Source organism: Pseudomonas sp. NPDC087185 (assembly GCF_044744955.1).
Taxonomy (GTDB): domain Bacteria; phylum Pseudomonadota; class Gammaproteobacteria; order Pseudomonadales; family Pseudomonadaceae; genus Aquipseudomonas.
In genome coordinates this window covers 298523-314543 of the sequence record NZ_JBIUZK010000007.1, presented here as the reverse complement: position 1 = coordinate 314543, position 16021 = coordinate 298523, and the positions used below count along the sequence as shown (strand labels likewise).

Genomic DNA, 16021 nt, shown 5'->3' with positions numbered 1-16021 from the left:
GGCCGCACAGCGGCCCCAATAGCCTCAGATACGCCTGCGCTTGCCCAGGCTGGGAATGGTGGTCTGCGGTATCACCACCTCAAGCTGCTCACGGCGGGTGCTGGCCGCCAGCCCTGCCAGGGTCGGCTGGCTGAACAAGGTGCGGGCATCGACATGCAGGCCGGCCTGGCGCATGCGCGCCACCAGGCTCACCGCCAGCAACGAATGCCCGCCCAGCTCGAAGAAGTTGTCTTGGCGCCCGACCTGCTCGATTTTCAGCACCTCGGTCCAGATGGCCGCCAATGCGGCTTCCAGCTCGCCTTGCGGCGCCTGGAACTCACGGCTGATGACTGCATCCTCGCCGGGTGCAGGCAGCGCCTTGCGGTCGACCTTGCCGTTGGCGCTCAACGGTAATTGCGCCAGGGCGACGAACGCCTGCGGCACCATGTACTCAGGCATGCGTGCGAGCAGGTGGCTGCGCAGCACCTCCAGCGCCGGCACCGGGCTGGCATCGCGGCAGGTGAAATAGGCCACCAGGCGCTCTTCGCGCATCAGCACCACGCTTTGCCCAACGCTCGGGTGCGCTGCCAGCGCGGCCTCGATCTCGCCCAGTTCGACCCGCAGCCCGCGCAGCTTGACTTGGAAATCGTTGCGGCCAACAAAGTCCAGCGCACCGTCCTGGCGGTAGCGCACCAGGTCGCCGGTGCGGTAAAGGCGATCGCCCGCGACGAACGGGCTGGCGATGAAGCGCTCGGCCTGCAGCGTTGGTAGCCCCAGGTAGCCACGGGCGACACCCACGCCACCGATGTGCAACTGCCCCACCGCGCCCAGTGGCACCGGGCGGTCGTGGTTGTCGAGCACGTACAGGCGGGTGTTGGCGATGGGCCGGCCAATGGGTGGAGCCAGTGCGGGAAGCGGCTCATGGGCCTGCAGGGTCCAGGCGGTGCTGTCCACGGTCGCCTCGGTGGGGCCGTAGACGTTGTGCACGCGCACCCTGGGCAAGCGTTCGCGAACGCTGCGCAGCAGCGCCAGGGTCAGCTCGCCCCCGCCACAGAAGATGTCGGTCAGGCTGGTGCAGCGTTCGACGCCCGGCTGTTCGAGAAACTGATGCAACAACGCCGGCACGAACTTCATCGTGGTGACCTGCCGCGCCTGGATCAACTGCACCAGGTACGCGGGGTCGCGGTGGCCGTCGGGGCGCGCCAGCACCAGGCGCAAGCCAGCACAGAGCGGCCAGAACAGCTCCCAGACCGAACCGTCGAAACTGTACGGTGCCCGTTGCAGCAAGGCGTCACCCGGTTGCGGCGGGCTGATCTGCGAGCCCCAGTGCATCAGGTTGCACAACCCGCGGTGTTCGATCATCACGCCCTTGGGCGTGCCGGTCGAGCCGGAGGTGTACATCACATAGGCGAGATGCCCAGGCCCCAGGCCTGGCACCTTGGGGTTTTCGGCGCTGCAGGCCTGCCAATAGTCGCCGTCCAGGTCGAGCACCGGTACCGGCAAGGCGTCGAACAGGCCGCGAGTGGCGCCATGCACCAGCACCACGCTCGGCGCGCTGTCCTCGAGCATGAAGCGCAGCCGTTCGGCCGGGTAGCCAGGGTCGAGCGGCACATAGGCGCCGCCGGCCTTGAGTACGCCCAGCAGCGCCAGCATCATTGACACGCCGCGCTCCACGCAGAGGGCGACACGCGCGTCGGGCCCCACGCCCAGGGCGATCAGGCGATGGGCCAGGCGATTGGCCTGGGCATTGAGCGTCTGATAATCGAGGCTGGCGTCTTCGGCCTGCAGCGCGACAGCCAGGGGGGTCCGCCGGACCTGAGCTTCGAACAGCGCAGGCAGCGTGCTGTCCAGCGGGCTTTGCCGGTCTTCGGCCTGGTTGAACATGTGCAACAGGCGCTGCAGTTCATCGGCGGGCACGCTGCAGAGGGTATTCAGGGGCTGGCGCTGACCAGCGCTTTCGGCAAATTGGCGCAAGGTCGTCAGCAGGTAGCCCAGCACCCGTGGTGCGCCAATTGCACGCGGCGCGCGCAGCGCCAGTTGCAGCGTATCGCCCGGGTCATCGACCGTCAGCACCAGGCCGTGGCTTAGCACCTCACTGGCTTCGAGCAATTCCACCCCGGGCAGCACCTGCCCCTGTGGCAACGCCCCTTGGCGGTAGTTGAGCAAGCTGTTGAACAGCGGCGTGGCGGCTGGCAGGCCGCTGCAGCGCTGGGCCAGCAGCAGGGGGGCGTCTTCGTGCCCGAGCAGGGCGGCCAGGCGTGCATGCGTTTCAACCAATGCCTGGCCCAGTGAGTGATTTGCAAGGCTGACCCGCAACGGCAAGCTATTGATGAACATGCCCAAGGCGCGGTCAGCGCCGTTGCCGGCCATGGCGCGACCCAGCAGCACGGTTCCGATCACCACCTCATCGCGCCCTGACAGACTACCGAGCACCTGGGCCCAGGCAAGGTGCAGCAGGCTGGGCAGGCTCACGCCGTGCTTACGTGCTTGAGCGCGCAGCAGGTCAGCCAAACCGGTTTCAAGCGCCACGGCATGGGTCTGCAGGTTCTGCTCGTCTACAGCGACACCGCCCAACCCGGCAACGGGCGCAGGCGGCTCGACGCCGGCCAGTTGTTCGCGGAAAAAGGCTTCGTGGCGGGCCTGGCGCTCTTCAGCGCCGCTGAGCGCCACGTAGTCACGGTACGGCACCGGTGGCGGCAGCTGCTCGCCCCGGCCGTGCATGAACGCATCGAGTTCGCCAAGCAGTACCTGCAACGAAACGGCATCGTTGACCAGGTGGTGGAAGCGTAGCAGCCCCAGCCAGCGGCCCTGCGCCGCCTCTTCGGCAGTCACCAGCGCCATCATCGGCGCCTGGCGCAGGTCCAGGGGCCGCAGTTGTGGGTCGTAGGCCTTGTGCAACTGCGCCGCCCAATCGCCACCTGGCCGTTCAGCTGTAAAGCTGTCGACCGGCAGGCGCGCCTGGCGCCAGACGACTTGTTGCGGTTGCGCCAGGCCTTCCCAGAGCAGGCTGGTGCGCAAGATGTCATGCCGATCGATTACCCGCTGCAAGGCATCGGCAAAGGCCTGTAGCTGCGCGTGGCTGGCAAAGGCGAACAAGACCTGCTGCTGATAAGGGTCCTGTTCATCGGTCACGTGGTGGTACAGCAACCCTTGCTGCAACGGTGCGAGCGGGTAGATCTCTTGCACGTTGCCTGCGCCGCCCGGCACCGTGGCGACGATGCGCTGGATTGCAGCCAGGTCAAGGTCGGTCAACGTGAGCATCTCGGGGGTAAGCTGCTGGCACCCCGGTGGCACGCCATTGGCGGGTACCGTTGCGGCCTCGCCCACCACCACGGCGGCAGCCAGGCTGGCCAGGGTCGATTGGCCGAACAGTACCTGCACGTCCGCTTGCAGCCCTTGCTGGCGCATGCGTTCGATCAACTGCACCGCCAGCAGCGAATGGCCACCCAGCTCGAAGAAATGGTCCTGGCGCCCTACCCGCTCGACCTGCAGCAACTCGGCCCACAACAGTGCCAGGCGCTGCTCGATGTCCCCCACGGGCGCCTCGTGCTCGCGGCGAACCTTGGCCGCCTCGTCGGCAGTCGGCAACGCGCGGCGGTCGAGCTTGCCGTTGGCGGTGAGCGGCCAGCTGGCCAGGCCCACATACGCAGCTGGCAGCAAGCCAGCAGGCAGTTGCGCGCGCAGATGCTCATGCAGTGCTCGCGGCGTCACCGGTGCTGCGGCGATGAACCACGCCTGCAACTGGCCGTCCCGCAGCAGCACAACACACTCGCGCACGGCAGCGTGGCTGGCCAGGGCCGCCTCGATTTCGGCCAGCTCGACCCGCACACCACGGATCTTCACCTGGTCGTCGTTGCGCCCGAGGTATTCCAGGGTGCCGTCGGCCAGCCAGCGCACCAGGTCGCCGGTGCGGTACAGGCGGGCCTCGGGCTCAGGGCTGTAGGGGTCGTCGAGAAAGCGTTCGGCGGTCAGTTCAGGCCGATTCAGGTAACCGCGGGCCACGCCGCTGCCGCCGATGTACAGCTCACCGGCAGCGCCGATCGGCAACAGCTGGCGCTGCTCGTCGAGCACGTACAGGCGGGTGTTGGCTATCGGCCCCCCGATATGCAGCGGCCGGCCCGCCTCGACCAGGCCCGAGGTCGCCACCACCGTGGCTTCAGTGGGGCCGTAGTTGTTGATGACGCGGTAGCGGCGTTCGCGCGCCAGGCGACGCAGGCGGTCGCCGCCGATCAGCAGGGTTTGCAGGGTCGGGTGCAGCTCGCCCTGGGCAAAGGCATGTTCGGCCACCGGGGTTGGCAGGAAGCTGACATCCAGCGGCTGCGCCCGCCACCAGCGCAGCAAGGCGTCGATATCCTCGGCCCCATCGCGCACAGGCGCCAGGTGCAGCGTCGCACCGCTGCACAGGGCCGGCCAGACTTCCCAGGCCATGGCATCGAAACCGAAACCGGCCAGGCTCGACTGGTGCCGGCCGGGCCCCAGGTCGAAGCTGGCGCAGTGCCAGTCGACCAGGTTGGCCAGCATCCGGTGCTCGACCATCACGCCCTTGGGCAGGCCGGTGGAGCCGGAGGTATAGATGACATACGCCAGGTTGTGCGGCGCAAGCTGCGCAACTGCAGGTGTGACATCGGTGGTTTCGGGCCATGGGTAGCGGTCGAGTTCGATCAGCGGCAGGCCATGGGCAGGCAGCCGCCCGCTCAACCTCGAGAGGCTCAGCACCACCTGCGGGGCGCTGTCTTCGAGCAGATAGGCCAGGCGCTCTTGCGGGTGAGCCGGGTCGATCGGCACATACGCGGCACCCGCCTTGAGTACTGCCAGCAGCCCGACCAAAGTGTCCAGGCCACGCTGGGCGACCACCGCGACACGCAGGTCAGGCCCGGCACCCAGGCCGATCAGGTGCTGCGCCAGGTGGTTGGCGCGCCGGTTCAGCTCGCCGTAACTCAGGCACTGGCCTTCGTGCAACGCTGCCACTGCCTGTGGCCTGGCCATGGCCTGCGCCTCGATGCGGCGATGAATCAGCCGTTCACCCTGCCCTGGCGACACTGCCGAACGGTTCCATTGTTGCAGCTGTGCCTGCTCGCTGGGGGTCGGCAGGTCAAAGGCGCCAATACTCAAGCCGGGCTGCTGCAACCCTTGCTCAAGTACATGCAACAGGCGTGCGGCCAGTGCCTCGACCTGCTCCGCATTGAACCAGGCGCGGCTGTAGACCAGATGCAGGCAGGCGTTGTCGCTGAGGCGGTTACTGCGCAGGTGGACGCTAAGCGGCGTGGGTTCGTGGCTGTTGCAGACCATCACCGTATGGCCGCTGATATCGCCGAAGCGCAGGTCGTTGCCGTCTTCCTCGAACGACGCCATCAGCTCGAACAGCTGCGGCCGTTCTTCGCGCAGCGCGCCGAGGGCCCGGTTCAACTCGCTGAGGGCGAACCGCTGATGGCGAAAGTCCCGCTTGAGGGCATCACGGATGCCGCGCACCAGTTCAGCGAACGAGGCGCTGTGGCCGAAATCCATGCGCAAGGCGCTGACCTGGGTAAACAGCCCCATGGTCGATTTGAAACGGGCATTGCCACGGTTGCGCACCGGCAAGCCGACCACCCACTCGTCGCGTTGCCAGGTGCGCGCGCAGCACACGTGCATGGCCGCCAGCAGTACGTGAAACGCCGAGGCCTGCAGGTCCGTTCCCAGTTGCCGCATGCGCGCAAGCAGGCGCGTATCGAAGGGTTGTTCGAGGACCGCACTCGGCTCGCCGGCCGGCACTGCGCCACGGTCACGCGGCGCCAGCAAGGCATCGGGCAGTTGCCTGAACTTGGCCAACCAGTAGTCGCGGTCGCTGCCATGGCGGGGCGACGCCTGGTACTGGGCATCGTCGGCGATGAATTCACGGTAGGACGGGGCCGTGGTGGGCAGCGCCAAGCCTTGCCCTAGCAAGCCATAGTAGTCAGCGACTTGCTTGAACCACAGGTCCACGCCCCAACCGTCGAGGATCAAGTGGTGCGCCTGCAGGGCGAACAGGTAGCGCTGGTCTTGCAGCCTGATCAGCTGCGCGCCCCACAACGTGCCGCCATCCAGGGCAAACACCTTTTGCATCTGGCCGTGGAGCAGGCCTTTGGCGGCGCCGAACGGATCGTCGGCGGCGCGGACGTCGTGCTCGGTTAACGCCACCGTCACATCCTCGGCAAAGCGTTGGCGTGGCACACCGTGCCCAGCCACCAGCACCGTGCGCAGCCCGTCATGCAGCGCCACCAGGTGCGCCAGGGCGGCTTGCAGCCGTGCCACATCCACCGCCCCTTCCAGTTCGACATAAGCGCCTATGTTGTACAGCGGCGAGTCACCGTGGCTGATCTGGTCCAGCCAGATATCGCGCTGGGCAACGGTCAGGGCAAAGGTTTCGGCGGCAGGCATGAGGGGGGAGGTCCTTCTGATTGATCATCCGCGGATTCAAGCACCGCCACCCTGCCCTGTATGGCCCCTGAAACCCGGACACCCCCAGTGGCCGTCCACCCCGGCTGAAATGCCTGTAGGAGATTTGCCATTGGTAGCAGTCCCATATGGCCTACGTCTGCCCCGAATATTCAGCATTGGCCGCGATCCGACAGGCTTATGACGCCAATTCGCTGGCTATCTGAAGGAACATCCGCTGACGCGCTTTACACACGCCTACTCATCACGCAGCCATTGCTGGCAATTTCTGTCCCGGTTTTCCATTACAGACGCCACTGCCCGTGCGGGCTTGAATACCGTCACACCCGCCACCCTCCAGAGGACTCGACCGCGAGACCACCCGCCGTAACGCTTCGAATCAAGGATGACTACACTATGAAGCTGACCGCCAGCCTCGAACACCGCCCCGACCCTCAGCTGTATCTGCAACTGGGCGAATTGATCGCCAGCAGCGGCGCCGATGACTTCGCCGAGCAGATGATCCGCCTGGTCGATGCCCAGGTGCCGATCAACAGGCTCGACCTCAGCGAATGGACCCTCGACCCCCGCCAGGCCAGCATCAGCCATATCAAGGTGCTGGGCAGTGCCGGTGCGCAACCGCCGGCGCCTAGCGCAACCAGCCTGCGCCACCCGCTGCTGCAAAGCATCATGCAGATGAAGGACCCGCTGTTGATCGAGTTCAAGGCGCCGCTGGACGCTCGCCAGAGTGCCCACCAATGCAACCTGGTGTCCCGCAGCGGTGACCGCCGCTGGGTCATCTGCTTTCATCGCCTGCCCAGCCAGAGAGGCTTCACCCTGGCTGAACTGTCGCAACTCAAGAGCCTTTCCGACACCTTGCTGCCCCTGGTCGAACACCATGGCCAGCTGCTGAGCCAAGGGATCGCCCGCCGCGCCGGCTCGCCCGCTGCAGAGCTGGACACAGGCTCGCTGCGCCAATCGTTCACTGAACGCCTGAACCAAGAGGCGGTAAAGCTTTCGACCCGCGAGCAGGAAGTCTGCCTGGGCCTCTTGACCGGCGGCACGGTGCCCGAGATGGCGCAACGCCTGAACGTGAAAAACAGCTCGATCGAAACCTACCTCAAGCGCGCCACCGCCAAGCTGGGGGTCAGTGGCCGTCACGGCCTGGCGAAATGGATGGCGGGCGCCTGACCGTGCGAGAACCGGCAATGCCCCGACATGCCTTTACCCTCTGCGCCGCACTGCTGTGCGGCTGTTCACTGGTGCCCGACTACCAGCGCCCGGCGGCGCCGGTTGCCGAGCAGTTCCCGCAAGGGCCGGCCTACCAGGGCGACGCATTGGCACGCCAGCCGCTGCAGGACTGGCGCCAGGTATTCCACGACCCCGTACTGCGCCAACTGATCGACAACGCCCTGGCCAACAACCGTGATTTGCGTGCTGCGGCGCTGAACGTGGAGGCCTATCGCGCCCAACACCGCATCCAGCGCGCCGAGCTGCTGCCCGAAGTGTCCGCCGACGCCCAGGGCCAGCGCCAGTACCTGCCGCGGCGCATGACCGGCACCGACCAGGGCATGATCACTTCGACCTATGCGGCCACCCTGGGCGTCAGCGCCTACGAACTGGACCTGTTCGGCCGGGTGCGCAGCCTGAGTGACCAGGCGCTGCTGACCTACCTGGCCAGTGACCAGGCCCGGCGCAGCACGCAGTTGAGCCTGGTGGCGAGCGTTGCCAGCGTCTACCTGACCTGGCGCGCCGACCAGGAGCTGCTGACGCTGGCCCTGGACACCCAGGCCGCCGACGAACGCAGCCTGCGCCTGACCATCAACCAGCGCCGCGCCGGCACGGTGTCGGCACTGGACCAGATCCAGGCACGCACCAGTGTCGACAGCACCCGCGCCGCCGTGGCGCGCTACAAGCGCCAGGTGGCCGAAGACCTCAACCAGTTGACCTTGCTGGTGGGCACAGCAGTGGCCGACAACCTGGCCGCCCTGCCCCTGGCCGATGAGCAGATCGCCGGCCTGCCAGCAGGCCTGCCCTCCGACCTGCTGCAGCGCCGCCCGGACATCCTTCAGGCCGAATACCAGCTGCGTGCGGCCAACGCCAATATCGGCGCAGCGCGGGCGGCGTTCTTCCCGAGCATCAGCCTGACCGCCAACGCTGGCAGCACCAGCCCGCAGCTCAACGGCCTGTTCGACGCGGGTTCCGGTACCTGGCTGTTCCAGCCGCAGATCAGCCTGCCGATCTTCACCGCCGGCAGCCTGCGTGCCAGCCTGGACTACGCGCAATTGCAGAAGGACATCCAGGTGGCCCAATACGAAAAGGCCATCCAGAGCGCCTTTCAGGAAGTCGCCGATGGGCTGGCGGCGCGCGCGACCTATCAACGGCAATTGCAGGCGCAGCGGGACCTGGTGGCATCCAACCTGCGTTACTACAACCTGGCCGAGCACCGCTACCGGATTGGCGTGGACAGCAGCCTGACGTTCCTCGATGCGCAGCGCTCGCTGTTTACGGCGCAACAGGGGTTGATCAGCGATCGATTGGCGCAACTGGTAGCGGAAGTGAACCTGTATGCGGCGCTGGGAGGGGGCTGGCAAAACGACGAGAAATCCGCCACGCACCTGTAATGCACCGCAGCGCTGCCGCTCAGGGGTCTAGACTGAACGTACCAGATCACATGGCATGAACCGGGGGGCTGCCCACACGTGGAGGTGTGCGATGAGCCAGTTCAAGCGTTTGTTAGTCATGCTCGGCCCGCAGATGCGTTACACGCCGGCGCTGCAACGCGCGGCGGCGTTGGCTGAATCCAGCGGCGCACTGCTGGATATCAATGTGTTCGTCGACGATGTCGACACGTTCGGCCTGATGAGCGATGGCCGCGAACGCGAGCAGCTGCTCGCAGACAACCGCCAGTGGCTGGCCGACGCCACCGAACAGCTGCGCAATGCCGGCCTGGATGTGTCCACCGAGCTGTTGCTGACCCGCGACCCGCTGGGCAGCGCCATCGAGCGCATCGAGCGGCTGAACTGCGACCTGCTGGTCAAGGACGTGCAGCACGAGCCGGTACTCAAGCGCCTGCTGGTCACCCCGCTGGACTGGCAGTTGCTCAAGGACAGCCCGGTCGCGGTGCACCTGGTCAGCGACATTCGCCTGCCACTGCCACGGCAGATCGCTGCGGCGGTCGACCTCAATAGCCACGGGGCTGGCGAACACCTCGACGAGCAAGTGATCCACTGCGCCCATGCCCTGGCCCTGCAATGCAACGCCGAACTGCACCTGGTGCATGTGTGCGATGCGGCCAAGACCCACATCGCCGACTTCGGCGCCGGCACGGTGACCATGCCCGGCTTCGAAGGCAGCGTGCGCACGTCGCAACGTGCGGCGTTCAACCGCCTGGGTGACCACCACCAGCTCCCACTGGAACGGCGGCATTTCCTGGAAGGGCCGGCGATCCGTGCGATTGCTCAGTTCGTCAGCCACAGCCGGATGGATGTGATCGTGATGGGCAGCCACCGGCATGACGCCATGCAGACTTTCCTCGGCGGTACGACAGCCCATGTGCTGGAGCACCCGCTGTGCAACGTGCTGGCAATCAAAGGGGTCAACTGAATTTAGAGTCAGGATTTGAACCGCTGGTATACCACCAAGGCTCTAGTGGGAGGATGCCAGCGGCGTTGGCTTGCCCCTGAATAGAGCCTTGTTGAGGGCTCACCGGTATCTGGTACACCAGTGCCGATTAAAAAGAATGCATTTGATAATGATTCGTAGTAGTTTCGCGGCGCAAACCACTCTTCCCTAGCGCCCTACTTCAGGATCGTACCGTCGATGCGTCGCACATTCGTTTCGCTTTGTGTGCTCCATGCTGTCTCCCCGCTGGCCTTTGCCGAGCCCAATTCGCTCAGTGACCCCGCCCAGATCGAACTGCAGGCCCTGAGCATCACCAGCAGCGTCGACAGCGAACGCGCCGATGGCCCGGTCGACGGCTACAAGGCCAACCGCTCGGCCAGCGCCACACGCACCGACACCGCCCTGCACGAGACCCCGCAGTCGGTCAGTGTGGTGCCCAAGGATGTGCTCGAAGACACCGGCGCCACGCGCCTGCAGGATGGCCTGGACTACGCCGGCGGCGTCGGCCGCGCCAACAACTTCGGCGGCCAGGGCCTGACCACCTTCACCGTGCGCGGTTTCACCACCGGCGAGTTCTACCGCAACGGCTTCCCGATCAACCGGGGCTACCCCAATGCCCCTGATGCCAACAGCGTCGAACGCCTGGAGGTGATTCGCGGCCCGGCCACCAGCCTGTATGGCCGTGGCGACCCGGGCGGCACCTTCAACGTGGTCAGCAAGCAGCCGCTGGCCGAGCCCAAGGTGACCGTCGGCAGCCAGTTCGACGACCAGGGCATGCACCGGGCAACGCTGGATGCCACCGGGCCGCTCAACCAGGACGGCTCGCTCGCCTACCGCCTGAACGTGCTGGGTGAAGGCGGCGACAGCTTTCGCGACGATGTCGAGAGTGAACGCTACGACGTAGCGCCGGTACTCAGCTGGCAGGTCAACGACGCCACCAGGATCGTCTTCGAGGGCGATTTCATGCGCAACAACCACCCGCTGGACCGCGGCCTGACCCGCCTGCCGGGCCAGCGCGGCACGGCCTCGCGCGACACCAACATCTGGGAAAAAGGCAGCGACAACCTGCTGCACAACGACAACAACATGGCGCAGCTGCGCTTCGAACATGCGCTCAACAATGACTGGACCCTGGGCGGCGGCATGCAGTGGCTGGACGGCTCGCTCAAGGGCAACGCCGTCGAAGCCAACGGCCTGCAGGCAGACGGCCGCACCCTGGGGCGCAATTTCAACTACCGCAAGCTTGAGTGGACCGACCGCGATTACCAGCTCAACCTCACCGGCCACTTCGATGCAGGCGGCTTCGCCCACACGTTACTGACCGGCATCGAGTATGAAGACTACGACTACAACTCGATCATCCAGCGCTCGGCCGCCGGCACCGGTGCCTACCCGATCGACCTCTTCGACCCGGTGCTGGGCCAGGCCCGCCCTGCCCTGACCCGCACGACCACGCACGACAAGGAAAACCTCAAGACCTGGGCGGCCTTCGTCCAGGATCAGGTGGCCCTCACCGATCGTTTGAAGGCCCTGGCCGGCGTGCGCTTTGAGCGCTACGAGCATGACTATGACAACAAGCTCAACCATGCCGGCGATTTCAGCAAGGGCGAAAACGGCGTGACGCCACGCTTCGGGCTGCTCTACGACCTTACCGATACGCTGGCCGTGTATGCCAACACCGCACGCTCGTTCAAGCCCAACAGTGGTGCCAGCCTGCAAGGCACCGGCTTCGACCCGGAAAAAGGCAAGTCGTATGAACTGGGGGTGAAGTGGGAAGCACTGGACCGTCAGCTGAGTATCGATGCCGCGATCTACCACATCGTCAAGGAGAACGTGCTGACCCGCGACCCGAATGACCCGAGTGGCACCTACAGCATTGCGGCCGGTGAAGTGCGTAGCCGCGGCGTGGACATCAACATTGCCGGCAACCTCACCCCCGAGTGGCGCGTGATCGGGGGCTATGCCTATGTCGATGCCGAAGTCACCCAGGACAACACCGTGCCCACTGGCACGCGCCTGGCGAACATCCCGCGCAACAGCTTCAGCCTGCTGAACACCTACGAGTTCCAAGATGGCCTGGCCAAGGGGCTGGGCCTGGGGGTGGGCGTCAAGTACATCGCTGACCGTGCCGGGCAGACCGCTGCGACCACCTACACCCTGGAGCGCTACAGCGTGGTCGACCTGCTGAGCTTCTACAAGGTCAACGAGCATGTGCGGCTGAACCTGGATGTGAAGAACGTGTTCAACAAGGGCTATGACGAGGGCGCGTTCAATACCTACGTCTACCCAGGCGCACCGCGTACGGTGCAGGCCGGGGTTTCCTACACGTTCTAAGCTGCCGGGGCCGCCACGCGGCCCCTTCGCTTCAGAAGCCCTTGCTGTAGAACAGCGAGTACGACTCGATGCCGTCGTTCGGCTGCTTGATGCCGGCGTTGGAGTAATGCATGGCGCGGATACCGACCTTCTGTTCGCCCGGCAGCTTCAGCCCGAAGCCGATACGGTCTTCGAAGTTGACGGCAGAGCCCATGCGCTGATTGCCCACGTCGGTCTTGGAGAAGGCCGCGAGGCCAATGCCGGCTTCGATGTAAGGGGTGTAGGTAAAGCCGCTGAACTCGTAGGTGAACACCGGGCTGAACGACAGCGAATGGGCACCGCTGGCGTCACCGCCTTCCCAATAGGTGTAAGCCGCATCCCAATAGCCGCTCACGTAACCCGTGCTGCTTTCCAGCCATTTCTTGTCCCAGTCGAAGGCCAGGCCGATACGGTAGGTCATGTCGCCCTGACCTGTGGCGCCCACGGCGCCGGAAACCTGCGCGGCCTGGGCCAGGTTGGCCCCGGCGAAAGCCAATGCAGCAGCGGCCAGCGTGGTGGCAATACGGGTTTTCATCAATGACTTCTCCTGATGGTCAACACGGGCAAGCGGGGGCTTTGCGCCCCTCGTTTTTAACGGTGACCGGTGCATCCAACCGGTCACACGAGGTAATACTTTTCTGATTATTGTCCAGATAATCAGAAAGTTGAAAGTGAATTGCCACTAATGGCTAATTGGCCTACCTGGAGATCTCCAGCGCCTAGCAGATCCAGCGCCGCGCGCACGGCGCTCGATTCGACAAACGCTGGTGATCGCAAGACCTGCAATTCAACGCCAGTTGAGATTGACCGTGGCAGGCGCCTTGCCGTTTACCGTCACCTGCTGCTGCACCGTGTTGCCTTCGGCCTGGCCAATGACCTTGTACTGGCCGGGCGGCAGCTGCACATAGAGCAGCGGGCCGACATCCTGCACGCTCAGCAGCGGTTTGCCCTGGGCAGTCTGGATATCCACCGAGGCACCGCTCTGGAACTTGCCTTCCGGGCCGGTGGAGAGCTCGACGTGCAGGTCATAGCCCGAGGTCTTGCGCAGGGCATTGGCTTCGTCCTGGCCAATGCCGCCCTGCAGGTAGCGGATACCGTTCTGCTCCTGGGGCTGGAGCTGCACCGCCTGCATGTCGATGGGGGCATTCAGGTCGGCAGCGGCGGCGAGCGTCCAGGGAAACACCAGCGCGAACAGCAGCGTCGCGCCCAAAGCGTAGTGATGATTGCGCATGGTTCGCCCCTCCTTGTGGGGATGGCTTACCTATTATCTGACGCCCCACCGCAACCGGCGTTCGCGCTGATGCGTGGTCAGGCCGCGCGCCGCTCTTCAAGCAGTTTCACGAACATGCTCAGGCTGCGCGACACGGTACCGCGGCGCCACACCAGCCAGGTCTTGAGATAGCGGAAATCCTCCGACATCGGCCAGGCGCAGACCGTGCTGCACCCGGGCATGTTGTCGAGCATGCTGCGCGGCAACATGGCCAGGCCCGCACCGGCGCTGACGCAGGCGAGCATGCCGTGATACGACTCCATCTCGTGGATCTTGCCCGGCACCGCCTGGTCCTGGACGAACCAGTTCTCGAAATGGTGGCGGTACGAACAGTTGGCGCGAAAGGCGTAGATGCTCGCGCCATTGACGTCCTGGGCACGGGTGACCGGTACGTGGTTGAGCGGCGAGATGACCACCATCTCTTCTTCGAACACCGGCATGCCTTCAAGCGTCGGGTGCAGCAGCGGGCCGTCGACGAAGGCCGCCACCAAACGCCCGGACAGCACGCCTTCGAGCATGGTCCCGGACGGCCCGGTGGACAGGTCGAGGTCGACTTTGGGATAGCGTTGGTTGTAGGCCGCCAGCAAGGCCGGAATCCGCACCGCCGCCGTGCTTTCCAGCGAACCGAGGGCAAAGGTGCCTTGCGGATCTTCGCCGGCGACGGTCAGCCGCGCTTCATGTACCAGGTCAAGAATACGCCGGGTGTATTCGAGGAAATTCCAGCCAGCCGGTGACAGGCGCAGCCGGCTTTTTTCGCGGATGAAGAGCTCGACGCCGAGGTCTTCTTCCAATTGCTTGATGCGCGTGGTCAGGTTCGACGGCACCCGATGAATGTGCTGGGCGGCGGCGCTGATGCTGCCCTGCTCGGCCACGGCTTTGAAGATCTCCAGTTGCACCAGGTCCACAGTCATTCTCCAAACGTGAATGTTTCACTCATTATTATTCAGTTTTCATTAAACCCCTAGCCCACTAGTCTGGCCTCACTGATTAACAACAACGAGTGTCCAGCCATGAGCGAGATCAGCAGCCTGACCCACGCCATCTCCATCGACCCGCACAGCGGCGAGCAGATCGGCAGCTACCCCTTCGACACCGACGCCGCACTGGAAGCGGCGCTGCAACGCGCCAAGGCCGGCTACCGCCAGTGGCGCCAAGTGTCGCTGGGTCAGCGCAGCGAGTTGCTGCTGGCCCTGGCCGACACCCTGCAGGCCAAGGCCGAAACCTTTGCGCAGATGATCAGCCGCGAAATCGGCAAGCCGATCAGCCAGGCCCGCGGTGAGGTGAACAAGTGCGTCGGCCTGTGCCGGTGGTACGCCGAGCACGGCCCGGCGATGCTCGCCGCCGAGCCGACCCAGGTTGATAAAGCGCGTATCGAATACCGCCCGCTGGGCCCGATCCTGGCCGTGATGCCGTGGAACTTCCCGATCTGGCAGGTGCTGCGCGGCGCCGTGCCGGCGATCCTGGCCGGCAACACCTACGTGCTCAAGCATGCGCCGAACGTGATGGGCAGCGCCTACCTGCTGGGCGAACTGTTCAAGGATGCAGGCCTGCCTGAGGGGGTGTTCGAGGTGCTCAACGTGACCCCGGACGGCGTCACCCGCGCCATCAACGACCCGCGCATCGCCGCCGTGACCCTGACCGGCAGCGTGCGCGCCGGCATGGCCATCGGTGCTCAGGCCGGTGCCGCGCTGAAGAAGTGCGTACTCGAGCTGGGTGGCTCCGACCCGTTCATCGTGCTGGCCGACGCCGACCTGGATGCGGCAGTCAAGGCAGCCGTCATAGGCCGCTACCAGAACACCGGCCAAGTGTGCGCCGCTGCCAAGCGCCTGATCGTGGAAGAAAGCATCGCCGAGGCATTCACGCACAAGTTCGTCGAAGCGACGCGCCAGCTGAAAGTCGGCAACCCGCTGGAAGATGACACCTACATCGGCCCGATGGCCCGTTACGACCTGCGCGATGAGCTCGATGGCCAGGTTCAGGCGACCCTCGCCGAAGGTGCCACCCTGCTGCTGGGCGGCAATAAAGTCGAAGGCGTGGGCAACTTCTACGCCCCCACCGTGTTCGCCAACGTCACGCCGGACATGACGGCGTTCAAGCAGGAGCTGTTCGGCCCGGTAGCGGCGATCATCACTGCCCGCGATGCCGACCATGCAGTAGAGCTGGCCAACGACAGCGAATTCGGCTTGGCGTCGACCATCTACACCGCTGACTACGCCCTGGCCGAGCGCATGACGGCAGCGCTGGATACCGGTGGGGTGTTCATCAACGGTTACTGCGCCTCCGACCCCCGCGTGGCGTTTGGTGGGGTGAAGAAGAGTGGTTTCGGGCGCGAGCTGTCGCACTTTGGTGTGCGTGAGTTCACCAATGCGCAGACGGTGTGGCTGGACCGTAACTGAGTACATG

9 protein-coding genes are annotated in these 16021 nt (G+C 65.3%); 5 read left to right on the top strand and 4 right to left on the bottom strand.

Going from position 1 to position 16021, the window contains the following annotated elements:
* Nucleotides 1–24: 24 nt before the first annotated feature.
* Complete coding sequence (locus ACIPIJ_RS23840) at nucleotides 25–6375, bottom strand: amino acid adenylation domain-containing protein (RefSeq protein ID WP_401081324.1); 6351 nt, start codon at nucleotides 6373–6375, stop codon at nucleotides 25–27.
* A 414-nt stretch (nucleotides 6376–6789) separates the two neighbouring features.
* On the opposite strand from ACIPIJ_RS23840, the gene ACIPIJ_RS23835 reads away from it, so the two are divergent.
* From ACIPIJ_RS23835 to ACIPIJ_RS23820, 4 genes are all read left to right on the top strand, one after another.
* Nucleotides 6790–7563, top strand: coding sequence for a helix-turn-helix transcriptional regulator (locus tag ACIPIJ_RS23835; RefSeq protein WP_401081321.1), 774 nt, complete (start codon nucleotides 6790–6792; stop codon nucleotides 7561–7563).
* 17 nt (nucleotides 7564–7580) lie between these two features.
* Complete coding sequence (locus tag ACIPIJ_RS23830; RefSeq protein WP_401081318.1) at nucleotides 7581–8996, top strand: efflux transporter outer membrane subunit; 1416 nt, start codon at nucleotides 7581–7583, stop codon at nucleotides 8994–8996.
* Between the two features lie 91 nt (nucleotides 8997–9087).
* The gene (locus tag ACIPIJ_RS23825) at nucleotides 9088–9978 is read left to right on the top strand and encodes a universal stress protein (RefSeq protein WP_401081315.1); all 891 of its coding nucleotides are present in this window, start codon (nucleotides 9088–9090) and stop codon (nucleotides 9976–9978) included.
* A gap of 216 nt (nucleotides 9979–10194) precedes the next feature.
* The gene (locus ACIPIJ_RS23820) at nucleotides 10195–12330 is read left to right on the top strand and encodes a TonB-dependent siderophore receptor (RefSeq protein ID WP_401081312.1); all 2136 of its coding nucleotides are present in this window, start codon (nucleotides 10195–10197) and stop codon (nucleotides 12328–12330) included.
* A 31-nt stretch (nucleotides 12331–12361) separates the two neighbouring features.
* On the opposite strand, the gene ACIPIJ_RS23815 is transcribed toward ACIPIJ_RS23820, so the two are convergent.
* The 3 genes from ACIPIJ_RS23815 to ACIPIJ_RS23805 form a co-directional block, all read right to left on the bottom strand.
* On the bottom strand, nucleotides 12362–12883 hold the full coding sequence (locus ACIPIJ_RS23815) for an acyloxyacyl hydrolase (protein WP_401081310.1): 522 nt from the start codon (nucleotides 12881–12883) through the stop codon (nucleotides 12362–12364).
* A gap of 252 nt (nucleotides 12884–13135) precedes the next feature.
* Nucleotides 13136–13579 (bottom strand): carboxypeptidase regulatory-like domain-containing protein, encoded by a 444-nt coding sequence (locus ACIPIJ_RS23810; protein WP_401081307.1) that lies wholly within the window; start codon nucleotides 13577–13579, stop codon nucleotides 13136–13138.
* 77 nt (nucleotides 13580–13656) lie between these two features.
* Nucleotides 13657–14523 carry a LysR family transcriptional regulator gene (locus ACIPIJ_RS23805; RefSeq protein ID WP_401081350.1) on the bottom strand — a complete coding sequence of 289 codons (867 nt, stop codon included), beginning with the start codon at nucleotides 14521–14523 and terminating at the stop codon, nucleotides 13657–13659.
* A gap of 105 nt (nucleotides 14524–14628) precedes the next feature.
* Here ACIPIJ_RS23805 and ACIPIJ_RS23800 point away from each other — a divergent pair, with 105 nt between their 5' ends.
* Entirely contained in the window at nucleotides 14629–16014 is a 1386-nt protein-coding gene (locus ACIPIJ_RS23800; RefSeq protein WP_401081304.1) for an aldehyde dehydrogenase family protein, read from the top strand.
* Nucleotides 16015–16021: the final 7 nt, after the last annotated feature.

Coding starts and splice junctions, on each gene's coding strand:
- ACIPIJ_RS23840 (WP_401081324.1), bottom strand. CDS start 6,375: ATGCCTGCCGCCGAAACCTTTGCCCTGACCGTTGCCCAGCGCGATATC.
- ACIPIJ_RS23835 (WP_401081321.1), top strand. CDS start 6,790: ATGAAGCTGACCGCCAGCCTCGAACACCGCCCCGACCCTCAGCTGTAT.
- ACIPIJ_RS23830 (WP_401081318.1), top strand. CDS start 7,581: ATGCCCCGACATGCCTTTACCCTCTGCGCCGCACTGCTGTGCGGCTGT.
- ACIPIJ_RS23825 (WP_401081315.1), top strand. CDS start 9,088: ATGAGCCAGTTCAAGCGTTTGTTAGTCATGCTCGGCCCGCAGATGCGT.
- ACIPIJ_RS23820 (WP_401081312.1), top strand. CDS start 10,195: ATGCGTCGCACATTCGTTTCGCTTTGTGTGCTCCATGCTGTCTCCCCG.
- ACIPIJ_RS23815 (WP_401081310.1), bottom strand. CDS start 12,883: ATGAAAACCCGTATTGCCACCACGCTGGCCGCTGCTGCATTGGCTTTC.
- ACIPIJ_RS23810 (WP_401081307.1), bottom strand. CDS start 13,579: ATGCGCAATCATCACTACGCTTTGGGCGCGACGCTGCTGTTCGCGCTG.
- ACIPIJ_RS23800 (WP_401081304.1), top strand. CDS start 14,629: ATGAGCGAGATCAGCAGCCTGACCCACGCCATCTCCATCGACCCGCAC.